The 21,060-nt window shown below is 76.1% G+C and carries 27 protein-coding genes; 14 read left to right on the forward strand and 13 right to left on the reverse strand.

Going from position 1 to position 21,060, the window contains the following annotated elements:
- Positions 1–63: 63 nt before the first annotated feature.
- Positions 64–537, forward strand: a complete 474-nt coding sequence (locus ACI79O_RS05375) for a general stress protein (protein ID WP_456887404.1) — start codon at positions 64–66, stop codon at positions 535–537.
- 90 nt (positions 538–627) lie between these two features.
- Here ACI79O_RS05375 and ACI79O_RS05380 read toward each other — a convergent pair whose 3' ends face one another.
- Positions 628–1,428: a TrmH family RNA methyltransferase gene (locus ACI79O_RS05380; RefSeq protein WP_456887405.1), complete on the reverse strand. Its 801-nt coding sequence runs from the start codon at positions 1,426–1,428 to the stop codon at positions 628–630.
- Between the two features lie 50 nt (positions 1,429–1,478).
- On the opposite strand from ACI79O_RS05380, the gene ACI79O_RS05385 reads away from it, so the two are divergent.
- The 5 genes from ACI79O_RS05385 (at position 1,479) to ACI79O_RS05405 (ending at position 6,160) form a co-directional block, all read left to right on the forward strand.
- The gene (locus ACI79O_RS05385; RefSeq protein WP_456913522.1) at positions 1,479–2,435 is read left to right on the forward strand and encodes an NAD(P)/FAD-dependent oxidoreductase; all 957 of its coding nucleotides are present in this window, start codon (positions 1,479–1,481) and stop codon (positions 2,433–2,435) included.
- 97 nt (positions 2,436–2,532) lie between these two features.
- Entirely contained in the window at positions 2,533–3,933 is a 1,401-nt protein-coding gene (locus tag ACI79O_RS05390) for an MFS transporter (protein ID WP_456887407.1), read from the forward strand.
- Between the two features lie 114 nt (positions 3,934–4,047).
- Positions 4,048–4,770, forward strand: coding sequence for an ABC transporter ATP-binding protein (locus tag ACI79O_RS05395; protein ID WP_456913523.1), 723 nt, complete (start codon positions 4,048–4,050; stop codon positions 4,768–4,770).
- A complete protein-coding gene (locus tag ACI79O_RS05400) occupies positions 4,767–5,543 on the forward strand; it encodes an ABC transporter permease (protein ID WP_456887409.1) in 777 nt (258 codons plus the stop codon). Before ACI79O_RS05395 ends, ACI79O_RS05400 begins: the two co-directional genes overlap by 4 nt.
- Before the next feature lie 56 nt (positions 5,544–5,599).
- Positions 5,600–6,160 carry a TetR/AcrR family transcriptional regulator gene (locus tag ACI79O_RS05405; RefSeq protein WP_456874921.1) on the forward strand — a complete coding sequence of 187 codons (561 nt, stop codon included), beginning with the start codon at positions 5,600–5,602 and terminating at the stop codon, positions 6,158–6,160.
- Here ACI79O_RS05405 and ACI79O_RS05410 read toward each other — a convergent pair.
- Complete coding sequence (locus ACI79O_RS05410; RefSeq protein WP_456913524.1) at positions 6,157–6,969, reverse strand: thioesterase family protein; 813 nt, start codon at positions 6,967–6,969, stop codon at positions 6,157–6,159. The two genes, ACI79O_RS05405 and ACI79O_RS05410, sit on opposite strands and share 4 nt — an antisense overlap.
- A 28-nt stretch (positions 6,970–6,997) precedes the next feature.
- On the opposite strand from ACI79O_RS05410, the gene ACI79O_RS05415 reads away from it, so the two are divergent.
- Positions 6,998–7,966, forward strand: coding sequence for an aldo/keto reductase (locus ACI79O_RS05415; protein WP_456887411.1), 969 nt, complete (start codon positions 6,998–7,000; stop codon positions 7,964–7,966).
- Here ACI79O_RS05415 and thpR read toward each other — a convergent pair.
- The 5 genes from thpR to ACI79O_RS05440 all read right to left on the reverse strand — a co-directional run bounded on the left by thpR (position 7,935) and on the right by ACI79O_RS05440 (position 12,283).
- On the reverse strand, positions 7,935–8,483 hold the full coding sequence (gene thpR, locus ACI79O_RS05420) for an RNA 2',3'-cyclic phosphodiesterase (RefSeq protein WP_456913525.1): 549 nt from the start codon (positions 8,481–8,483) through the stop codon (positions 7,935–7,937). The two genes, ACI79O_RS05415 and thpR, sit on opposite strands and share 32 nt — an antisense overlap.
- 23 nt (positions 8,484–8,506) lie before the next feature.
- The gene (locus tag ACI79O_RS05425) at positions 8,507–8,914 is read right to left on the reverse strand and encodes a hypothetical protein (protein ID WP_456887413.1); all 408 of its coding nucleotides are present in this window, start codon (positions 8,912–8,914) and stop codon (positions 8,507–8,509) included.
- Between the two features lie 65 nt (positions 8,915–8,979).
- On the reverse strand, positions 8,980–10,266 hold the full coding sequence (locus ACI79O_RS05430; RefSeq protein WP_456887414.1) for an MFS transporter: 1,287 nt from the start codon (positions 10,264–10,266) through the stop codon (positions 8,980–8,982).
- Entirely contained in the window at positions 10,263–10,697 is a 435-nt protein-coding gene (locus tag ACI79O_RS05435) for a MarR family winged helix-turn-helix transcriptional regulator (protein ID WP_456874915.1), read from the reverse strand. Before ACI79O_RS05435 ends, ACI79O_RS05430 begins: the two co-directional genes overlap by 4 nt.
- Positions 10,698–10,729: 32 nt before the next feature.
- Positions 10,730–12,283 carry an NCS2 family permease gene (locus ACI79O_RS05440; RefSeq protein WP_456913526.1) on the reverse strand — a complete coding sequence of 518 codons (1,554 nt, stop codon included), beginning with the start codon at positions 12,281–12,283 and terminating at the stop codon, positions 10,730–10,732.
- 108 nt (positions 12,284–12,391) lie between these two features.
- On the opposite strand from ACI79O_RS05440, the gene ACI79O_RS05445 reads away from it, so the two are divergent.
- Positions 12,392–12,625: a DUF2530 domain-containing protein gene (locus ACI79O_RS05445; protein ID WP_456887416.1), complete on the forward strand. Its 234-nt coding sequence runs from the start codon at positions 12,392–12,394 to the stop codon at positions 12,623–12,625.
- A 3-nt stretch (positions 12,626–12,628) separates the two neighbouring features.
- On the opposite strand, the gene ACI79O_RS05450 is transcribed toward ACI79O_RS05445, so the two are convergent.
- Positions 12,629–13,942, reverse strand: a complete 1,314-nt coding sequence (locus tag ACI79O_RS05450; protein ID WP_456887417.1) for an ArgE/DapE family deacylase — start codon at positions 13,940–13,942, stop codon at positions 12,629–12,631.
- A gap of 131 nt (positions 13,943–14,073) precedes the next feature.
- Between ACI79O_RS05450 and ACI79O_RS05455 the strand changes: the two genes are divergently transcribed.
- Positions 14,074–14,511 (forward strand): Lrp/AsnC family transcriptional regulator, encoded by a 438-nt coding sequence (locus ACI79O_RS05455; protein ID WP_456913527.1) that lies wholly within the window; start codon positions 14,074–14,076, stop codon positions 14,509–14,511.
- 15 nt (positions 14,512–14,526) lie between these two features.
- Here ACI79O_RS05455 and ACI79O_RS05460 read toward each other — a convergent pair whose 3' ends face one another.
- A complete protein-coding gene (locus tag ACI79O_RS05460) occupies positions 14,527–15,339 on the reverse strand; it encodes a DUF3027 domain-containing protein (protein ID WP_456887419.1) in 813 nt (270 codons plus the stop codon).
- Between the two features lie 97 nt (positions 15,340–15,436).
- Between ACI79O_RS05460 and ACI79O_RS05465 the strand changes: the two genes are divergently transcribed.
- Both ACI79O_RS05465 and ACI79O_RS05470 read left to right on the forward strand, forming a co-directional pair.
- On the forward strand, positions 15,437–17,083 hold the full coding sequence (locus ACI79O_RS05465) for an MFS transporter (RefSeq protein WP_456913528.1): 1,647 nt from the start codon (positions 15,437–15,439) through the stop codon (positions 17,081–17,083).
- Positions 17,080–17,586, forward strand: a complete 507-nt coding sequence (locus tag ACI79O_RS05470; protein WP_456887421.1) for a DUF2771 family protein — start codon at positions 17,080–17,082, stop codon at positions 17,584–17,586. Before ACI79O_RS05465 ends, ACI79O_RS05470 begins: the two co-directional genes overlap by 4 nt.
- A gap of 8 nt (positions 17,587–17,594) precedes the next feature.
- Here ACI79O_RS05470 and ACI79O_RS05475 read toward each other — a convergent pair whose 3' ends face one another.
- Positions 17,595–17,990, reverse strand: a complete 396-nt coding sequence (locus ACI79O_RS05475) for a cold-shock protein (protein ID WP_456872889.1) — start codon at positions 17,988–17,990, stop codon at positions 17,595–17,597.
- A 102-nt stretch (positions 17,991–18,092) separates the two neighbouring features.
- Here ACI79O_RS05475 and ACI79O_RS05480 point away from each other — a divergent pair, with 102 nt between their 5' ends.
- Complete coding sequence (locus tag ACI79O_RS05480; RefSeq protein WP_456913529.1) at positions 18,093–18,452, forward strand: YidH family protein; 360 nt, start codon at positions 18,093–18,095, stop codon at positions 18,450–18,452.
- Positions 18,449–18,748 carry a DUF202 domain-containing protein gene (locus tag ACI79O_RS05485; protein WP_456913530.1) on the forward strand — a complete coding sequence of 100 codons (300 nt, stop codon included), beginning with the start codon at positions 18,449–18,451 and terminating at the stop codon, positions 18,746–18,748. Before ACI79O_RS05480 ends, ACI79O_RS05485 begins: the two co-directional genes overlap by 4 nt.
- Here the strand turns inward: ACI79O_RS05485 and ACI79O_RS05490 are convergent.
- Complete coding sequence (locus ACI79O_RS05490; protein WP_456887424.1) at positions 18,738–19,307, reverse strand: nucleotidyltransferase family protein; 570 nt, start codon at positions 19,305–19,307, stop codon at positions 18,738–18,740. The two genes, ACI79O_RS05485 and ACI79O_RS05490, sit on opposite strands and share 11 nt — an antisense overlap.
- Before the next feature lie 26 nt (positions 19,308–19,333).
- On the opposite strand from ACI79O_RS05490, the gene ACI79O_RS05495 reads away from it, so the two are divergent.
- Positions 19,334–20,113, forward strand: a complete 780-nt coding sequence (locus ACI79O_RS05495; protein ID WP_456887425.1) for an endonuclease/exonuclease/phosphatase family protein — start codon at positions 19,334–19,336, stop codon at positions 20,111–20,113.
- 52 nt (positions 20,114–20,165) lie between these two features.
- Here the strand turns inward: ACI79O_RS05495 and ACI79O_RS05500 are convergent, their stop codons facing one another.
- Both ACI79O_RS05500 and ACI79O_RS05505 read right to left on the reverse strand, forming a co-directional pair.
- Positions 20,166–20,393, reverse strand: coding sequence for a hypothetical protein (locus ACI79O_RS05500; RefSeq protein WP_456874903.1), 228 nt, complete (start codon positions 20,391–20,393; stop codon positions 20,166–20,168).
- Between the two features lie 97 nt (positions 20,394–20,490).
- On the reverse strand, positions 20,491–21,021 hold the full coding sequence (locus ACI79O_RS05505; RefSeq protein ID WP_456887426.1) for a hypothetical protein: 531 nt from the start codon (positions 21,019–21,021) through the stop codon (positions 20,491–20,493).
- Positions 21,022–21,060: the final 39 nt, after the last annotated feature.

Raw genomic sequence — 21,060 nt, forward strand, 5'->3', positions numbered from 1 at the left:
GTCCGTCCGGGGGCTCGCGGGTACGTCGTCCACAACCGAACGAGTGCGGGAGTGGAGCCACACATGTCGATGTCCGTGTCGATGCCCCTGGGCGGTGTCCAGGTCGGGTCCTACGACACCTACCAGCAGGCCCAGGCCGCGGTCGACCACCTGTCCGACGAGAAGTTCCCGGTGCAGAACGTCACGATCATCGGCTCGGACCTGCGGATGGTGGAGCGGGTCACCGGCCGGCTGACCTGGGGCCGCGCGATCGGCGCGGGTGCCGCCGGCGGCGCCTGGTGGGGCCTGTTCGTGGGCCTGCTGCTCGGCATCTTCGCGCCCACCGGCACGAGCTGGATCACCTCCGTGCTCACCGGCCTCCTGATCGGCATCCTGTTCGGCGCGCTGTTCGGGGCGGTGGGCTACGCGGCCACCGGCGGCCGTCGGGACTTCACCAGCACCTCGCAGATCACCGCCAGCCGCTACGACGTGATGTGCGACCCCTCGCGGGCCGAGGAGGCGCGGGTGATCCTGGCCCGCTGGTCGCTGCGGCAGTAGTCGAAGGACCCCCTCGCCCCCACCGCTCGCACGCTCGCCGCGGGCCCCTGCGAGGGGGCCGGACCACCAGCGGACCCGGAGGGGCCCAGCTCACCTCAGCGTCGCGAAGGCCACGGCGGCCGCTGCCGCGACACCGAGGGAGTCGACGCCGGCCCGCATCGGGATGCGGGCCCGCACCCGCGCCGCGGCCTGCGCCTCCGGCGTGAGGCCCGGGCCCTCGGCGCCCAGCAGCACGGCGGTGCGCGGGTGCGCCCGCGGGTCGACGTCGGCGAGGTCGACCGCGTCGGGGGCCGGGGTGAGCGCCACGGTGAGGTAGCCGGCCTCGTGCAGCCGGGCCAGCCCGGCCGGCCAGTCGGGCAGCACGGCGAACGGCAGCGCCAGCACGTGGCCCATCGAGACCCGCACCGCCCGGCGGTAGAGCGGGTCGGCGCAGCGCGGGTCCAGCAGCAGCCCGTCGACGCCGAGGGCCACCGCCGAGCGGGCGATCGAGCCGAGGTTCTCCGCGTCGTTGAGCGCCTCGAGCACCGCCAGCCGGCGCGGCGCGGCCGGGTCCGGGCCGGCCAGCAGCTCCCCGACGTCGGCCGGCGGGCGGCGGTCGGCGGAGGCGAGCACGCCGCGGGTGAGGCGGAACCCGATCAGGTCCGACAGCAGCCACTTGTCCATCTCGTAGGCCGGCACGCCCTCGGGCAGGTCCAGCGCGGCCAGCCGCCCGGGGACGCCGAGCACCGCCCGCACCCGGTACGGGGAGGCCAGCAGCCGCTGCACGGCGGGGACGCCCTCGACGACCACCGGCCCGGTCCCCCGCTCGCGACCGGCCGGCCGGTCGCCGGCGTGCAGGTCGCGGAAGTCGGCGACCCGCGGGTCGGCGGGGTCGGTGATCGGCTCGGGCACGACCCGATCCTCCCCGAGCGGCGGAGCCGCGCTGCCCGCAGGATCCAGTGGTGTCCAACGGGATCGTCGTCGTCGGGGCCGGCATCGCCGGCGTGGCCTGCGCCCGCGCGCTCGGGGAGGCGGGCGTGCCGGTGCGCGTCCTCGACCGCGGGCGCCGCCCCGGCGGGCGGATGGCCTCCCGCACGCTGTCCGGACGGGTCGCCGACACCGGCGCCAGCTACCTGACCGCCGCGGAGGGCTCGCCGTTCGCCGCCGTCGTCGCCGGCTGGGTCGAGCGCGGCCTGGCCCGGCCGTGGACCGACACGTTCGCCGTCGCCGGGCCCGACGGGATCCGCGACAGCCGCAGCGGGCCGGTGCGGTACGCCGCGCCGGGCGGCCTGCGCTCGCTGGTCGCCGACCTCGCCGCGGGGCTCGACGTCACGCAGGAGCACACGGTGCAGCGGGTGGAGTCGGGCCCGCGCGTCGACGGCGCGGACGCGTCCGCCGTCGTCCTGGCCCTGCCCGACCCGCAGGCCCGCCGGCTGCTCCCGGAGGACCTCGCCGGCCGGCTGCTGGGCGGGGAGGACGCGCACGCCTGGCAGCCCGCCCTCGCCGTCGTCCTGGGCTTCGACCGGCGGCGCTGGCCGGCCGACCTGCACGGCGCGTTCGTGCACGACGACCCGGTGGTCGAGTGGATCGCCGACGACGGCGACCGGCGCGGCGACGGCGCGCCGGTCCTCGTCGCCCACACCACGCCCGGCACCGCCGCCGCGCACCTCGACGACCCCGACCGGTCGGTCCCCGAGGTGACCACCGCGGTGCGCCGCGCGCTGGGCGTCGACGCCGCACCCGCGTGGAGCCACGTGCACCGGTGGACCTCCGCCCGGCCGGCGGCGCCGCGCGGGGAGCCCTTCAGCCTGGTCGACGGCGTCGGCGCGTGCGGGGACGGGTGGCGGGCGCCGTCGAAGGTGGAGAGCGCCTGGACCTCCGGGCACCTGCTGGGGAGCGCCCTGGCCGCCGCCCCCTGACGGAGCCACGCCGTCCCGGGCGTTTGCGGGCGCCCGATCGGGTGAACACATCTCGGACGGGTCAGTTCCGCCCTACGCGACGTCCGGAGGGACGGCGATGTCCACCTCACCCCAGGAAGCACCCGCCCTCGACCGACGGTCCCTGCGCAAGCTGATGGCAGCGGGACTGATCGGCAGTTCGATCGAGTGGTACGACTTCTTCATCTACGCCACCGCGGCGGCGCTGGTGTTCGGCGACCTGTTCTTCCCGAACGCCTCCCCGCTCATCGGCACGCTGCTGGCCTTCAGCACCTTCTGGGCGGGGTTCATCGCCCGCCCCATCGGTGGCCTGGTCTTCGGTCACTTCGGGGACAAGGTCGGCCGCAAGCCCGCCCTCGTCACCTGCCTCGTGCTGATGGGGTCGGCGACCTTCCTCATCGGCCTGCTGCCCACGGCCGACTCGATAGGCGTACTCGCCCCCATCGCGCTCGTCGCCCTCCGCTTCCTGCAGGGGATCGCGGTCGGCGGGCAGTGGGGCGGGGTCATCCTCCTGCTCACCGAGAACGCCGGGCGCGACCACCAGGGGCGCGCGGGGACCTTCGGGCAGATGGGCGTCCCCATCGGGGTCATCCTGGGCAACGTCGCCTTCCTGGCCGTGAGCGCGAGCGTCAGCCCCGAGGCCTTCGTCTCGTGGGGCTGGCGCATCCCGTTCCTCGCCAGCGCCGTGCTGCTCCCCGTCGTGATGTTCATCCAGCTGCGCGTGGAGGACACCCCGGTCTTCCGCCGGCTCCAGGACCAGCACGAGCACGCCCCCGAGGCCCAGGTCGCGCAGGCTCCGCTCAAGGAGGTGGTGCGCAAGCACCGCCGGCCGGTGCTGCTCGGTGCGGGCCTGCTGTTCGGCACCAACGCGATCTTCTACATCAGCATCGCCGGGGTGCTCGACTACGCCACCCGCGACCTCGGCGTGGACCGCGACGCGCTGCTCACCGTCACGCTCATCACCTCGGCGCTCTCGGTCTTCGTCATCTACTTCAGCGGGTCGCTGTCGGACCGGATCGGTCGCCGGCCACCGATCCTGCTCGGCGCGGCGATCATCGCCCTGTGGGCCTTCCCCTTCTTCTGGCTCATCGACACGGGGTCGCTGCCGCTGATCTTCGTGGCCCTCACCGGAGGCCTGATCGGGTCGTCGCTCACCTACGGACCCCTGGCGGCCTACCTCGCCGAGCTGTTCGAGCCGCGGATCCGGTACTCGGGGGCCTCCTTGGCCTACCAGCTGGCCGCCATCCTGGTCAGCGGGGCCACGCCGTTCATCATGACCGCGCTGCTGGCGGCGACGGGCACCTCGGCGTGGGTCTCGGTGTACATCTGCCTCATGGGCGTCGTCACGTTCCTCGCCGCCCTCGCCCTGCGCGAGACCCGTCCGCGGTACGAGGTCCGCGGCAACGTCACCCGCGACACCACGGGGGACCCGACGGCCGGGGTGTCCCCGGGCGACGCACGACGCGGCACCCGCCGCTGACCTGCACCTCCCCTCGTCCGCTTCCCAGCGTGCGAGAACCCGTTGACGGTCCCCGATGAACTCACCTAGCGTTGAGTTCATCAGGCGTTGAGTTCTCGCCACCGGGAGGCCGACATGACCGACGCCGTCACCGTCACCGACCTCGTCGTCGACCGCGGGCGCCGCCGGGTGCTGCACGGCCTGTCCTGCGCGGTCCCGGCCGGCCGGGTCACCGGCCTGCTGGGGCCAAGCGGCAGCGGGAAGACGACGCTGATGCGCGCGCTGGTCGGAGTGCAGCGGGTCCGCTCGGGCACGGTGACCGTGCTCGGCGAGCCCGCCGGCTCCCCCAGCCTGCGCCGGCGGGTCGGGTACGTCACCCAGGCGCCCAGCGTCTACCCCGACCTCACCGTGCGCGAGAACGCACGCCACTTCGCCGCGCTCCACGGTCGCGACGCCCGGGCCGCCGACAACGCGCTGGCCGCCGTCGGGCTGGCCGACGCCGCCGGGCAGCTGGTCCGCGACCTCTCCGGCGGCCAGCAGGGCCGGGCCTCGCTGGCCTGCGCGCTGGTCGGCGAACCCGAGCTGCTGGTCCTCGACGAGCCCACGGTGGGCCTGGACCCGGTGCTGCGGGTGGAGCTGTGGGAGCGCTTCCACGCCCTCGCCGCGGCCGGCACCACGCTGGTGGTCTCCAGCCACGTCATGGACGAGGCCGGCCGTTGCGACCGGCTGCTGCTGCTCCGGGAGGGCCGGCTGCTGGCCGACTCCACGCCCGCGCAGCTGCGCGCCGCGTCGGGCACCGACGACCTCGAGGAGTCCTTCCTCCGCCTCGTGCGGGCACAGCAGGAGGTGGCGGCGTGAGCGTCCCGACGGCCGTCCTCAGCCCGCGGCTCACGGGCGTGACCACCGCCCGGGTGCTGCGCCAGCTGCGCCACGACCACCGCACCATCGCGATGATGCTGCTGCTGCCCAGCCTGCTGCTGGGCCTGCTGTACCTGTTGTGGCGCGACGTGCCGACCCTGCCCGGGCAGCAGGGCGTCTTCGACCGCGTCGGGCTGACGATGCTCGGCGTCTTCCCGTTCGTCGTCATGTTCCTGGTCACCAGCATCGCGATGCTGCGGGAGCGCACCTCGGGCACGCTCGAGCGGCTGCTGACCACCCCGCTGTCCCGGCTGGACCTGCTGCTGGGCTACGGCGCCGCGTTCGGCCTGGCCGCGGCGGCGCAGGCGGTCGTCACGGTCACGGTGGCCACGACCCTCTACGACCTCGACATCGCCGGGGCGCCGTGGCTGGTGGTGCTCATCGCCGTCGCCAACGCCGTCCTCGGCGTCGCCCTGGGCCTGCTGGCCAGCGCGTTCGCCCGCAGCGAGTTCCAGGCGGTGCAGTTCATGCCGGTCGTCGTGCTGCCGCAGTTCTTCCTCTGCGGGCTGCTGGTGCCCCGCGAGCAGATGGCCGGCTGGCTGCAGGCGATCAGCGACGTCCTGCCGCTGACCTACGCCGTGGAGGCCCTGCAGGAGGTCGGGCGGTCGGCCGCGGAGACGGGCACGATGTGGCGGGACGTCGGCATCGTCGCCGGCGCCGCCGTCCTCGCCCTCGCGCTGGCGGCGGCCACCCTGCGGAGGAGGAGCAGCTGAGCACAGCACGGCGGCCGACCGGCCGGCGGCCGGGCAACCCCGACACCCGCGAGGCGGTGCTGGCCGCGGCCCGCACCGCCTTCGCCGAGCGCGGGTTCGACGGCGCCTCCATCCGGGGCATCGCCGCCGCCGCCGGGGTCGACCCGGCGCTCGTGCACCACTACTTCGGCACCAAGGACGCGCTGTTCCTGGCGGCGGTGCAGGCACCGGCGGACCCGGACGAGTTCCTGCCCGAGGTGCTGGAGACCCCGCTGGACGAGCGGGGCGCCGCGGTCGTGCGCATGGTGCTGCGCGTCTGGGACGGGCCCGGCCGCCCGGCCGTGCTGGCGCTGGTCCGCTCCGCGGTGAACCACGAGTGGTCGGCCCGGCTGCTGCGCGAGTTCGTGCTGGCGAAGATCGTCCGCCGGGTGGTCGGCTCGGCGGACACGCCGGTCGAGGAGCGGGAGGCCCGGGGCGCGCTGGTCGCCTCCCAGGTGGCCGGGCTGGTCTTGATGCGCTACGTGCTGCGGCTGGAACCGCTGGCGTCGGCCTCCCACGAGGAGGTGGTGGCGGCGGTCGGCCCGACCCTGCAGCGCTACCTCACCGGCGACGTCCCCCTGCTCGGCCGGCGGGACTAGCGCGCCACCCGGGCGAGCTGCCGGGCCTGGGCGACCAGCCGGCCGGTGGCGTCCCAGATCCGGCACTCCTCGTCCGACCACCCGCCGGTCACCTCGGTGGAGCGGGACTCGACCAGGCACCAGCCCGGCGCCGGCAGCGCGCGCACCAGGACCTGCAGCTGCACGGTGGGCGCCCACCCGGGCCGGCCGACGGCGAACGCGGTCGGCGGCAGGGAATCGGCGAACAGCAGCAGGGCCAGCGGGTCGGGAACGCGGCCGTCGGCCAGCCGGATCCAGGCCCGCAGCAGCCGCGTGTCCGAGGGCCGGCCGGCCACCCAGCCCGCCGTCGCGGGGTCCAGCCGGGTGTCGAGGTGCCGGGCCAGCCCCACCGCCGGGCCGCCCTCGGTGGTGCGGGTGGCCACGCAGTCGTCGGGGGCGGGCAGCTCCGGCGCGGGGTTGACCGTGTAGTCGGCCCCGTCCCGGCCGAGGGTCGCCGTCGTGACCTGGACGGCGAGCGTGGGACCGGCCGCGCCGGTGAGTTGCACCGCGGAGTGCGCCAGCGTGCGCCCGGCCGGCCCCGCGGTGACGGCCAGGTCGGCCGGACCACCGGAGGTGGCGCGCAGGTAGCTCGCCGACAGCGCCACCGGGTGCGGGTGCGGACTGTCCAGCAGCGCCGCCCGGGCGACGACGGCCAGCAGGTAGCCGCCGTTGAGGACGCCGTTGCCGACGTCCCAGCCCCGGTCCAGCTCGGCGCGGACGCCGCCGCCCTCCGTGCGGTACACGGCGGTGGCCCGGTCGAAGGCGGACTGTCCGGTGTCGGTCTGCGGCACGGCCGCCAGGGTGCCAGGGTGGGCGGACGTGGAGTACACGCACCTCGGACGCAGCGGCCTGTCGGTCTCCCGGCTCTGTCTGGGCACCATGAACTTCGGCTGGCGGACGGAGGAGGCCGACGCGCACGCGGTGATGGACCGCGCGCTCGACGCCGGGATCAACTTCGTCGACACCGCCAACGTCTACGGCTTCGAGGCCGGCAAGGGCCGCACCGAGGAGGTGCTGGGGACCTGGTTCGCGCAGGGCGGCGAGCGCCGGGAGCGCACGGTGCTGGCCACCAAGGTCTACGGGTCGATGACCGACTGGCCCAACGACACCTTCCTGTCCGCCCGCAACATCGTGCGCGCGTGCGACGCGTCGCTGCGCCGCATGCAGACCGACTGGATCGACCTCTACCAGTTCCACCACGTCGACCTGGCCACGCCGTGGGAGGAGATCTGGCAGGCCTGCGAGACGCTCGTCGCCCAGGGCAAGGTCCTCTACGTCGGCTCGTCCAACCACGCCGCCTGGCAGCTCGTCGCGGCCAACGAGGCCGCCGCGCGCCGGCACTTCCTCGGCCTGGTCAGCGAGCAGTCCCACTACAACCTGCTGACCCGGCACGTGGAGCTCGAGGTGCTGCCGGCCGCCCGGCACCTCGGCGTCGGCGTCATCCCGTGGAGCCCGCTGGCCCAGGGGCTGCTGGCCGGTGTGCTGGGCGAGCAGAAGGGCGACCGACGGCACCAGGAGCGCAACCGCAGGCGCATCGAGGAGCACCGCCCGGCGCTGCAGGCCTACGAGGACGCCTGCCGCGAGTGGGGACTGGCGCCTGCCGACGTCGCGCTGGCCTGGCTGCTGCACCAGGACGGCGTGACGGCGCCGATCGTCGGCCCGCGCACGGCCGACCAGCTCGAGGGCTCCCTGACGGCACTCGACATCCGCCTGGAGCAGGCCCAGCTCGACCGGCTGGACGAGGTCTTCCCCGGCTTCAGGGCCGCTCCGATGGAGTACGCCTGGTGAGGTGGGAGGAGAGCGGCTCGTGCCGGCCGCCGGTGCTGCGCACGAGCGTCACCTCGCGCACCGGCCACTCCGGCCCGCGGTAGTCGGCCAGCCGGTCGGGCAGGTCCCCGTCGGCGGCCCGGCGCGGGTGCCACCGGCCGAGGGTGAGGTGCGGGCGGAAGGGCCGGTCCTCGACCGGGAGCCCCAGCCCCCGCGCCGCGGCGGCCAGCCGGCCGGCGAGCCCGGAGAGGACGGCGACGTCGCCGTCGACCCCGGCCCAGCACACCTGGGGTCGGCGCCGCGAGCCGAAGCGACCGGCACCGGCCAGCCGCAGCACCGCGGGCGGGGTCGCCGTGACCGCCTCGCCCACCCCGGCGGTGAGGGCGGGAAGCAGCGACGGCGGCACCGCGCCGAGGAACAGCAGGGTCAGGTGCCAGCGGGCCGGGTTCCCCCAGCGCGGCGCGCCGGGGGCGTCCCGCAGCGGCGCGAGCGCGGCGGCGAGGTGGTCGCGGGCGTCCGCGGGCGGGGTCACGGCCATGAACAGCCGCAGCGGCGGCCCGCTCAGCGCACGACCATGCCGGCGTCGGTCAGGGCCGTCTGCACCCGCAGCCGCTCGACGTCGCGCGGGAAGCCCGGGGGCAGGCCGGCCAGCGTCGTCGGGACGGCGAACTGCCGGGCCGCCTCGCACAGGACGTCGTCGTAGGCGGCCTGGAACCCGCGCCGCCGCGCCTGCGGGGACCCGGCGGGGACGACCTCGAGCTGGCGGGCCAGCCGGCGCAGGTCGGCCGCGACCGCCTCGACCGGCCGGTGCACCGGCGCCAGGGGGACCTCCGGCTCCCGCGCCCGGCGGCGGGCCCGCAGGTCGAGCAGGAACTGCCCGGAGAACAGGCGGAAGGCCAGGCCCATCAGGGCGAAGGCGCCGACGAGCATCGCGGTGATGCCGGCGAGCTGCAGCAGGGAGGAGGTCATCGTCACTCCGGGGAGCCGGTGGGCGCGACGGTACGTGGGCGCGGCGGCGTCCGCCAGGTCACGGCTCAGGTGGCGGTCGACACCCGCCGGGCGGGGGCCGCCGCCGCCCGCACCCGCCGTCCGCGGACCAGCGCCAACGCGGCCACCGACGCGGCCAGGACCACCACCGCGCCACCGAGGACCAGGCCCCACCGCGCGCCGAGGTGCTCGGACACCCAGCCGATGAGCGGGGCGCCCAGCGGCGTGCCGCCGAGGAAGCAGGTGAAGTACAGCGCCATCACCCGGCCCCGCATCTGCGGGTCGGCGCCGAGCTGCACGAAGCTGTTGTTGGCGACGCTGAACACCAGGGCGGCCGCGCCGGTGGGCACCAGCAGGACGGCGAACGGCCAGGAGCCGGGCACCAGCCCGCAGGCCACGGTGAGCAGGCCGAACACCCCCGCGGAGACGAGCAGGAAGCGCTGCCGCGGCCGGGCGCTGCGGCGGGTCGACAGCAGCGCCCCGGTCAGCGAGCCCACCGCGAACAGCGTCGAGAGCAAGCCGAAGCCCTCCGCTCCCAGACCGAGGACCTCTCGGGCCATGAGCGCGATGGTCACCTGGAAGTTGAAGCCGAACGTGCCGATGACGAAGGCCAGGACCATCGCCAGGCGCAGGTCGGGCCGGTGCCACGCGTAGGCCAGCCCCTCGCGGAGCTGGCCGCGGCCGCGCGCGACCGGGTCGCTGCGCCGCAGCTCGTCCGGCCGCATGGCCAGCAGCGCCCCGATCGTGAACGCGAAGGACGCCGCGTTGACGGCGAAGGCCGGCGCGGTGTCCCCCCCGGAGGCGCCGATGAGCAGGCCGGCGAGCGCGGGCCCGACCAGCCGGGCGCCGTTGAAGATCGTGGAGTTGAGCCCGACGGCGTTGGGCAGCAGCTCGCGGCCGACCATCTCCGATACGAACGCCTGGCGGACCGGGGCGTCGACGGCCGAGACCGACCCGAGGCCGGCCGCGAGCACGAACACGTGCCACAGCGCGACCGCGTCGGCGGCCACGAGGCCGGCCAGGACGAGCGCGAGCAGGCCCATCAGCACCTGGGTGAGGACCAGGACGCGGCGCTTGTCGTAGCGGTCGGCCAGGACCCCGCCGTAGAGGCCCAGCAGCAGCGTGGGCCCGAACTGCAGTGCCGTCACCAGGCCGAGGGCCACGCCGCTGTCGCCGGAGAGCTGCAGCACCAACCAGTCCTGGCCGATCCGCTGCATCCACGTCCCGGTCAGGCTGACCAGGTTCGCCGACGCGTAGAGCCGGAAGTTGTGCACCCGCAGGGACCGGAAGGCGCCGCGCCCGGCCGCGGTCGGGTCAGCGGCCGTGGACCTCACCCACCGGCGAGTTCCTCCATGATCTCGGCGGCCTCGCGCAGCGTGGCCCGCTTCTCCGGCGTCAGCAGGTGCAGGCGGTTCGACAGCCACGCCTCCCGGGCCCGGGCCTCCTCGGTCAGCAGCTCCTCGGCGGCGTCGGTGAGGCCGATGACCACCTGCCGCCCGTCGGTCGGGTGCGGGGTACGGGTGACCAGGCCCCGGGCCTCGAGGGCGACGACGACGCGGGTCATCGACGGCGGCTGCACCCGCTCGTGCGCGGCGAGCTCACCGGGGCTCATCGGCCCGTGCCGCTTGAGCGTGGACAGCGCCGCCAGGTGGGTGAGCGTGACGGAGGTGTCGACCCGCTGGTTGCGCAGCCGCCGGGAGAACCGCATGACGGCCAGCCGGAGGTCGTGGGCGAGCGCCGCGGTGTCCAGCGTCGACCTCGTCACGCTCACCAGCGTACCCGGGTCGTTAGCAGTGCTCAGAACAGTTGCTGGAGCGGCTCCAGGGCGAAGTAGACGAGGAACAGCGCCGCGATGACCCACATGAGCGGGTGGATGCCGCGGGCCCGGCCGGTCACCGCCCGCAGCAGCACGTAGGTGACGACGCCGGCGCCGATGCCGTTGGTGATCGAGTAGGTGAACGGCATGAGCGCGATGGTGAGGAATGCCGGGATGACCAGGGTCATGTCGTCCCACTCGAGGGTGCGGATCTGGCTGATCATCAGCGCGCCGACGATCACCAGCGCCGGGGCCGCCGCCTCCGAGGGGACCACCTGCACCAGCGGCGTGAAGAACATGGCCACGAGGAACAGCGCGCCGGTGACGATGCTGGCCAGGCCCGTGCGGGCGCCGTCGGCCACCCCGGAGGCGGACTCGATGTAGGTCGTGTTCGACGAGACGCTGGCCGCGCCGCCGGCCGCGGCGGCCAGGGAGTCGACCAGCAGCACCGGCTGGGAGCCGGGCAGGTTGCGGTCCTCGTCGAGCAGCCCGCCCTCGGCGCCGACGGCGGTGACGGTGCCGACGGTGTCGAAGAAGTCCGCGATCATGATCGAGAACACGATGAGCAGCGCGGCGACGACGCCGATCCGCTCGAAGCCGCCGAACAGCGAGAACTGCCCGACGATCGACAGGTCGGGTGTGGCGACGACCGTGTCGGGCAGCGTGGGCACCTGCAGCGCCCAGCCCCGCGCGTCGGCCTCGGTGCCGTCGGGGCCGATCCGCGGGCCGATGTCGGCCACCGCCTCCACGACGATCGCCAGCACGGTGGAGACGACGATGCCGATGAGCAGCGCCCCCCGGACCCGGCGGACGACCAGGACGGCGGTCAACAGCAGCCCGACGACGAAGACCAGCAGCGGCCACCCGGCGAGCTGCCCGCCCACGCCGAAGCTGATCAGCGGCGCGCCCGGCCGGATCACGCCGGCGTCGGCCAGGCCGATGATGGTGAGGAAGAAGCCGATGCCGACCGCGATCGCGGTCTTCAGCTGCGGCGGGATCGCCTCGAACACCGCCCGGCGGAATCCGGTGAGCACCAGCACGGTGATGAGCAGGCCCTCGAGCACGACCAGGCCCATGATCTCCGGCCAGGACAGCTGGGTGGCGGCGAAGACGGCGACGATCGCGTTGATGCCCAGGCCGGTGGCCACCGCGAACGGGTAGCGGCCGACGACGCCCATGGCCACGGTGAGCGCGCCGGCGACCAGCGCGGTGACCGCGGCGACGGCACCGAAGGGCAGCGTGGCGCCGGTGACGTCGGCCCCCGACAGGATGATCGGGTTGAGCACCACGATGTAGGCCATCGTGAAGAAGGTGGTCAGGCCGCCGCGCACCTCGCGGCCGACCGTGCTGCGCCGGGCGCTGATGCCGAAGTAGCGGTCCAGCCCGTTGCGCGGCCGCAGCTGCGGGCCCTCGCTGCGCCGGGGCCGGGTGGGGGACGCCGCGACGTCGGCGGGCGTGTCGCCGGCGGTGCCGGACCTGGCGCCCGCCGCCGTGGTCGCGCCGGTGCTCCGGGACGGGCGGGACTTCTCGGGCATGCGGGCTCCTGCGGACTGCGGCTGCCGGGCGGTGAGCGGCGACAGCGTGCCACACGGCGGCGCGCGCTCCCCGCCGGTCGGCGCCGCACGGCGCCTAGGGTCGGCGACGTGCCCCGCCCGCTGAAGCCGGCCCCTCCCCCGCTGCGCGTCGACACCGCCCGCGTCGTCCTCGCCGGCACGGCGCTGTGGGCGGTCGCGCTCGTGGTCGTGCTGCTGCTCGGCGACCGGGTGGCGCGGGTGTGGACCTGGACCTGCGTGGCGGGGATCGTGCTGCCCTTCGTCGGGCTGGCGATCATGCGCTGGCAGGGCCAGCTCGGCCGGCGGGACCGCGACGACCGGTAGCGCTCAGCCGGCCTGCAGCAGGCGCACCGTCGCCACGGCCAGCACCCGGGTGACCGCCGTCAGCTCGGTGAGGTCGACGTACTCCTCGTAGGAGTGCGCATGCACGACGTCGCCGGGGCCGTAGTGCAGCGTCGGGACCCCCTCGGCGGTGTAGAGCCGCAGGTCGCTGCCGTAGGGCACGCCCCGCTCGCGGGGCGCGGTGCCGGTCAGGTCCTGCTGCGCCGAGGTCACGACGCGCCGCAGGGGCGCCCCGGCCGGGGTCCGCCCCGGCGCGAACTGCCCGCCGGGCCAGGTGACCTCCACCGGGTGGTCCCGCAGGAACGGGTGCCCGGCGCAGGCGGCGGCCAGGCGCTCCTCGACGGCGGCGCGCGCCTGCGCCGGGTCCTCGTCGAGGCGGACGCCCAGGCGTCCGGTGGCGGTGAGCGTGTCGGGCACGGTGCTCGCCCAGTCGCCGGCGACGACGGTGCCCACCGAGATGGTGTGCGCGATCGGGTACTCGGCCATCAGCGGGTCGACGGCGGCGTTGCGCTCGGCCTCCAGCTCGCGGAGCACGGCGTCGAGATGGGTGAAGTGCTCCACGGCGCTGCGGCCGGCCCAGCGAGCGCTGCCGTGCGCCGGCTCACCGGGGACGACCAGCTGGAAGGTCAGCGCCCCGCCGGCCGCGGTGGTGAGCGTGCCGCTCGTCGGCTCGGTGATGACGCAGGCGTCACCCCGGTGCCCGCGGGCCAGCGTCGCAAAGGCGCCCAGGCCGCCGTCCTCCTCACCCCCGACCAGGTGCAGGGCCAGCCGGCCGGGGAACCGCAGGCCACTGGCCAGCACCGCCTCGGCGACGGCGAGGTTCGCGGCCACCCCGGCCTTCATGTCGCACGCGCCGCGCCCGTACAGCCGCGGGCCGGCCGCCCGCGGCGTCCACGGGTCACCGGTCCACCGCCGCAGGTCGCCCGGGGGGACGACGTCGACGTGGCCCTGCAGCACCACCGTCGGCCCCGCGTCGTCCCCGGTGGCGGCCACCAGCCCCCAGGACTCACGCCGGGGCACCTCCGTGCCCGGGAACCCGGGCCGGGCGGCCAGTTCCGCGACGTCGATCCGCCAGTGGTCGACGGCCATCCCGGCGCGCGCGGTGCGGTCGGCGAGCAGGCCGAGCAGGTCGGACTCGGCGTCGCTGCCGGTGACGCTGGGCACGCGCATCAGGTCGGCCAGCGTGCGGTGCAGCGCCGGGACGTCGAGCGCGTCGAGGACGGCCTGCTCGGCAGCGCCGAGCCCACCCGGCCGCCCGGGCTCCGCGGCTGCCTGCACCCAGGAACTCGTCAGCGTCACGACCCCTCCTCTTCTCGAAGGTGTGGGAAGCAGACGCTAGGGAGCCGCAACCGCCGGCGGAAGGCCCCAGGGCTGCGTCCTGCCTACGATCCGTTGCGTCACAGCCCGCCTGGACGCAACGGAGGACCGCGGTGGACGACCTGGACCGGGCGATCGTGCAACAGCTCCTCCGAGACGCACGCACCACCTACGGCCGCATCGGGGCGGAGGTGTCGCTGAGCGCGCCCGCCGTCAAGCGCCGGGTCGACCGGCTGGTGCGCAGCGGCGCGATCCGGGGGTTCACCGCCGTGCTCGACCCCGCCGTCCTCGAGTGGGACGTCGAGGCCTACGTCTGGGTGTACTGCGAGGGCGCTCCCGACCCCGACGAGGTGCGCCGTCAGCTCGAGGACGTGCCCGAGGTGGTCCGGGCGACGACGATCTCCGGCACCGCCGACGTCGTGGTGCGCCTGCAGGCACGCGACACCGGCGAGCTCGAGCGCGCCGTCCGCCGACTGCGGGCGCTGCCCACCGTCGCGCGGACCGAGAGCGCGGTGGTCCTCTCGCGGCTCATCGACCGGCCGCGGACCTAGGGAGGCCGGGCGCCCCTAGTCGGTGAGGACGTCGAAGTCGGCGGTGTCGTAGCGGGCCGACGTCACGACCTCCGCGGGCTCGCCGGCGGCGAGGGTGGCCTGGCTGTGCGCGCCACAGCCGTAGTCGACGGCGACCACGCGCCCGTCGGCCGGGGAGTACTCGTTGCCGCAGGCGCCCAGCAGCGTGCGCAGCGAGCCGGCCAGCGGGAGGAAGAAGCCGCAGGTGCTGCAGGGTCCGGGCGCCTGCCGGGCCATGGGGGCGCGGGGGCCGAAGTCGCCGGCCAGCCAGCGGGCGGCGGCCGTGCCGCGCCCCTCGGCCGACATCACCCGCTCGCGGCCCAGGCCGATCTCGGCGGCCAGCGCCTGCCCCTCCGGGTCGTCCGCCGCGTCGTCCTGCGCGGTGTAGGAGGGCACCAGGCGGGGGTCGTCCTCGGTGGCCGGCAGCACGTCGCCGACCGACAGGTCGCCGGGGCGCAGCCGCTCGTGCCACGGCACCCACGCCGGGGCCAGCAGCGCGGCGTCGCCGGGCAGCAGCACGACCTCGTCGACGGTGACCCGGTCGCTGCCCGGGACGGCGGCCAGCGTGACCGCCCAGTGCCAGCCGACGTAGCCGGGCAGGCGGCTGGCGAAGGAGTGGGTGACCACGGCGCCGAGCGTGCCGGCGTCGACGCCCGCGGCCGGTGTGCCCAGCGGCTCCGCGGTGGCGCCGAGGTGCTCGCCGACCAGGCCGGGGTCGCCGGCGGTCTCCTCGGCCGCGGCGCGGGCCGGGTCGACGGCGGCGGTCAGCACGTCGCTGCCCGCGGGGGCGGTCTCGGGGTCCGGGTGCACCGGGCCATCGTCCCAGACGGCGGGGCGCCGGCCGACCCGGCCGCCGGGGTGATCACGTGTGCCCCGGACTGCCAGGGAGGTACGGCACCATGGGGGCGTGCCGTCCTCGCGCCCGCCCGGGTCCCGCCGGGGTCGGCTGCGCCGGGCGCGGTCCGGGGCGGTCCCGCCCGACCGCACCGACCCCGACCGGATGGACACCGCGCCGCTCGACCTGCCCGGGCGGGTGACGCAGCCGCCGCCGGGGTACGGCCCGCCGCCGTACCCGCCACCGCCCGGGTACGGCCCGCCGCCGCCCGCGTACGGGCAGCCGGCCCTGCCCCCCGCGCCGCCGCCTGCGGCCGAGCCCGCCGCCGAGCCGCGGGTCACGGTCACCCGGGTCGCCGTGGCCCGCAGCCGCGAACTGACCCGTGCCGGGGTCGCCCGCGTGCGGGCCGCCAGCCGCGCCGACGGTGCCGGGGACAGCGGGCTGAGCCAGCTGCTCTGGGTCAACGCCCTGCACATGGCCGGCGACGCCCTGGTCGCGGTCTCGCTGGCCGGCACGCTGTTCTTCGCCGCCGCCTCCGACGCCCAGCGCGGCAACGTGGCCCTCTACCTGCTGGTGACGATGGCGCCGTTCGCCGTGGTCGCGCCGGTCATCGGCCCGCTGCTCGACCGGCTGCAGCGGGGCCGCCGCTGGGCGCTCGGCGCGGCCTCCTTCGGCCGGGCGGCCCTGGCGCTGGTCATGGCCGCGCACCACGACGACCTGTGGCTCTACCCCGCGGCGCTCGGCGTCCTCGTGCTGTCGAAGGCACACAACGTGCTGCGCGCCGCCGTCGTCCCCCGGGTGCTGCCCGGCGCGATGTCGCTGACCTCCGCCAACGCCCGGCTGTCGGTGTTCGGCCTGGTCACCGCGGGCGTCTTCGGCGCCCTCGGCGCGGGCATCGCGTGGGCGTTCGGCTTCCCGCCGCTGCTGTGGGTCATCGCCCTCGTGTTCACCGTCACCGGGGTGCTGGCGGTGCGGCTGCCCCGCCACGTCGACGTCCCCACCGGCGAGCAGCCCGCCGACGTGCTGAGCACCGGCGAGGTGCCGGTCACCGGCCGGCGGCGCCGCCCGGTCAACCCGCACGTGGTGCTGGCGCTGCGGGCCAACGCGGCGCTGCGCGGGCTGGGCGGCTTCCTGACCATCTTCTCGGCGTTCCTCGTGCAGGCCACCGTCGAGGGCGGCTGGGAGTCCACCCTGGCGCTCGGCGCCATCGCCGGGGCCGCCGGCGCCGGCAGCGTGCTGGGCACCGGCATCGGGTCCCGGCTGCACGCCGCCGACCCCGACCGGGTGGTGGTCTGGTCGGCCGGCGCGGCCGCGGCGGTCACCGTGCTCGCCGCGGTCTTCTTCGGCCTGGCGACGGCGGCCGCGGTCGCCGGTGTCGCGGCGGTCGCCAACGCGCTGGGCAAGTCGGCGCTCGACGCGATCATCCAGCGCGAGGTGCCCGAGAGCCTGCGCGCGTCGGCGTTCGCCCGCTCGGAGACGGTGCTGCAGCTGGCCTGGGTGGTCGGCGGCGCCATCGGCATCGCGCTGCCGCCCATCGGCTGGCTCGGCTTCACCGTCGCCGCGGCGCTGCTCGTGCTCGCCGTCGGCCTGGTGCTCTGGACCCCGCGCCGCCGCTGGGCCGCGGTCGACCCCGGGGCGCCCACCGTCCCCGGCGTGCCCACCGCCCCCGGCGCGCCCGCGCCCGACGCCCCGACCGTGCCGGAGGCACCCCGCCCGTGAGGACGTCCCCCCGCGCCGCCGCTGTCCTGCTCGCCGGCGCGCTCCCCGCCGTGCTGGCCGGGTGCGGCTCGTCGGCGGCCGGTGACCCGCCCGACGTCACGGTCAGCGCCGGGCCGCAGGAGGTCGCCGTCCGGCCCACGCAGTACTGCGCCGAGGGCCAGGGCCAGGCCTACCGGGCGACGCCGCCCATCATCGAGGTCTCCCCCGACACCACGATCACCCTCACCGTGCCCGACGACGTCGCGGCCAACGGCTGGTCGGTGCAGGTCTTCGACCAGACGCTGGAGGAGAAGCTCGGCGAGGTCGACGTCGAGACCGGGACGACCGAGTTCGACGGCATCAACAGCTCCGACGTCGTCCCGCCGGCGTTCTACCTCGTCGTCGTCGAGGACCGGCACGGCGAGTGCCTGCTCACCGGGTCCTGGCCGATCGGCTTCCTGCGCGCCGGTGGGGACCTCGGGGAGCCGACCCCGACGACGCCGTCGGCGACGCCTGCGGGCTGACCCGCCGCTCAGGCCTCCAGGTCGCCGGCGACCGCCCGCAGCACCGCCGCGACCTTGCGCGACTCGGCGCGGTCGGGGTGGCGGCCGCGGCGCAGCGAGTTCGAGACGTCGTCGAGCAGCTTGATGAGGTCCTCGATGATCGGGACCAGCTCGTCGGGCTTCTTCCGCCGCGACTCGGCCACCTTCGCCGCCACCGACGGCAGCGGGTCGAGGACGCGGACCTGCAGCGCCTGGTCGCCCCGGCGACCGGCGACGATGCCGAACTCCACCCGCTGGCCGGGCTTGAGCTCGGCCGTGCCGGCGGGCAGGGCGTCCTTGTGCACGAAGACGTCGGGCCCGTCCTCGCGCGAGAGGAAGCCGAACCCCTTCTCGGGGTTGAACCACTTGACTCTGCCGGTGGGCACGCTGGATCCCTCGGTCGCTCGGGGGTGGTCCGGCCGGGCGGCCGGCGGACGGTGTTGCTGCCTGTCCCCAGGTTAGCCGCCCCGCGCCCCTAGCCTGGCCGGGTGCCACCCGCCGACGGTCCGCCCGGCCACCCGGACTACCGGTTCACCCTCGCCAACGAGCGCACGCTGCTGGCCTGGCTGCGCACCGGCCTGGCGCTGGTCGCCGGGGGCGTGGCGGTGGCCTCCTACGTGCCCTCCCTCGGAACGGCGTGGGGCGGAGGCGCGGTCGGCCTCGCGCTGGTCGCCACCGGGCTGGGCACCGCGCTGGCCGGCTACGCGCGCTGGCGCGGCAACGAGCGGGCCATCGCCGCGGACCGTCCGCTGCCGACGGGACCGGCCACCACGGCCCTGACCGTCGGGGTGGTGCTGGTGGTGCTGTTCGTCGGCGTGCTGCTCGCCGTCGAGGTCACCGGCGGGTGAGCGGGCCGGAGACCCAGCCGCAGCGGACCGGGCTGGCGTGGCAGCGCACCGGGCTGGGCCTGCTGGCGGTCGCGGGACTGCTCGGCCACCACGGGCTGCGGTCGGGCGCGGTGGTCCCCTTCGTGACGGCCGCGGTGGCCGGGCTCTGCGGGCTCGCCGTGCTGCTCGGACTGGCGCCGTGGCGGGCCCGGGCGCTGGACCGGGCACCGGCGTCGGCACCGGTGCCCGTGGCCCTGGCCTGTGCGGCGGTGATGGTCGCGGCCCTGGCCGCCGCCGCGGGCGTGCTCAGCCGCTGACGACCTCCGGGTCGAGCACGCCGAGTCGGCCGAGCAGGTCGAGGAAGACGACGGCGAAGTCGTTGTCGGCGACCTCCCGCCGGACGGTGCTCCAGTCGACCTGCTCGCGCAGCGCCCGCGCCACCGGGAACAGCCGGGAGAAGTCGCAGTAGTGCTCGTCGAGCGTCATGAGCTTGGTGACCAGGATGTCGGTGGCCGCGAGCACCGGCATGTGCACGGACAGCACCGCCCGGTCCTCGGCGCGCTCGATGAGGTCGGTCTCCACCGGCCGGCCGCAGGTGCGCCACAGGACGTCGACGAACGACTGGCCCTGCACGACCTTGGTGAGCCAGTCCTCGGCCGGGTCCTGCACCTGCAGGCCGGCGTCGTGCAGCACCTTGACCGTGCGCTCGGCCTCGGCGGCGGGGACGAGGAAGTCGGCGTCGTGGTCGGGCTCGGGGGCGCCGCGCACCCAGGCCGCATAGCCGCCGCACAGGGCGAAGGGCACGCCGCCCTCCTTGAGGGCCACGGCGACGCGCTTGAGGAGGTCCCGGATCTCGTCGCGGTCGGATGGCTGCACGCGCGTGCAGCTACCCGGGCGCGGGCATGGCACTCCTCGTGCGCATCGCGACCTTCAACATCCTGCACGGCCGCACCCCGGAGGACGACCGGGTCGACGTCGACCGGCTGGCCTCGGCCGTCAAGACGCTCGACGCCGACGTGCTCGGGCTGCAGGAGGTCGACCGCGACCAGCCCCGCTCGATGAACGCCGACCTCACGGCCGTGGCCGCCGAGGCGATGGGCGCGGTCGACTCGCAGTTCGTCGCCGCGCTGTCGGGGACGCCCGGCGGCACCTGGATGGCGGCGACCGGCGACGAGCAGCCCGGCGCGGCGAGCTACGGCATCGCGCTGCTCTCCCGCCACCCGGTAGTGTCGTGGCGGGTGGTGCGGCTGCCGGCGCTGCCCGGGCGGGTGCCGGTGTGGTTCCGCGGTGCCCGGCGGCCGATGCTGGTCAGCGAGGAGCCGCGGGTGGCCGTCGCGGCCGTCCTCGACGGCCCGCACGGTCAGTTCACCGTCGCCTGCACGCACCTGTCGTTCGTGCCGTACTGGAACTCCGTGCAGCTGCGGCGGCTGGTGCGGGCGCTGCGGGGGACGCGCGAGCCGCTGGTCGTGATGGGCGACCTCAACATGGAGCCGCGGAAGGCCACGCTGGTGAGCGGGATGCGCCCCCTCGCCCGGGGGCTGACCTTCCCGGCGGAGCGGCCGACCCGCCAGCTCGACCACGTTCTGGTCCGCGGACGGCTGGCCACCACCGGCCCGGCAGAGTCGGTGCGGTTGCCCCTGTCGGACCACCGGGGACTCGTCGTCGACGTCGAGCCCACCTGACCCGGCGGGCACCCGTGCCACCGGCCCCGGCGGCCGGCGGCACGGGCGGCGGTCAGCGGCGCCGGTTCTCGGGGAGCTGCACCCCGGCGCGGTTGGGCTTGTCGGTGGGGTGCGCGTAGCGGATGCGCTCGGGCGGCAGCGGGAAGCTGTGGTCCTCGCCGAACGGGGACAGCGGACCGGCCATCTCGCCGAGGAACTCGGTCACCGGCGGGCCGGCGTTCTCCGACTGCCCCCAGGTCGGCTCGACCAGGTGGGCGTGCTTCTCCTTGCGCTTGGCCATCTCGCCTCCGTGCTCGGGCGCACCCCGGGGTGCGCGTTCGGCGCCATCCTCTCGCGCGCCTGCTCCTACCCGCACGAGGCCCGCCTGCGACACGGGTTCAGCGGGGACGGCGGGCGGCCCGGGCGCCGTAGAGCGTCGGCAGCCCCTCCGCGGTGAGCACCCACTGCCCGCTGCCCACCGGCGCCGCGCGCACCTCGCCGCCGTCGAGGTTCTGCACCTGGCGGGTCCGCCACACCGAGGTGCTCACCAGGGTCAGCCGCACCGGCTCGTCGTCGGGGTCCCACTCGTCGTAGCCCTCGGGCTCGAAGGCGACGATCGCCGGGCCGGCGATGCGCAGCAGCCCCCGCTGCCAGGGGACGGCGGCCAGCGCCCGCCGCCAGCGCAGCGCCCGGGTCAGCGCGCCCAGGCCCGCGGCGGCGGCGACGAGCCCACCGAGGACCAGCCCGACCACCACGAGCCCGGCCAGCGGCAGCGGCCGGCCCCGGTCCTCGGCCAGGCTGACCGCCACCGCGCCGAGCAGGACGGCCAGGACGACGGCGATCACCCCGCCGGCCAGCCACCGCAGGGCACCGGCGCGGTAGCCCTCGAGCGCGACGCGGGTGTGGGGGTCGTCGGCGGCCGGTTGCACGCATCCATGCTGGCACCCGCGGCCTCGGGGGCGGCACCT

Source organism: Geodermatophilus sp. SYSU D00696 (assembly GCF_054050235.1).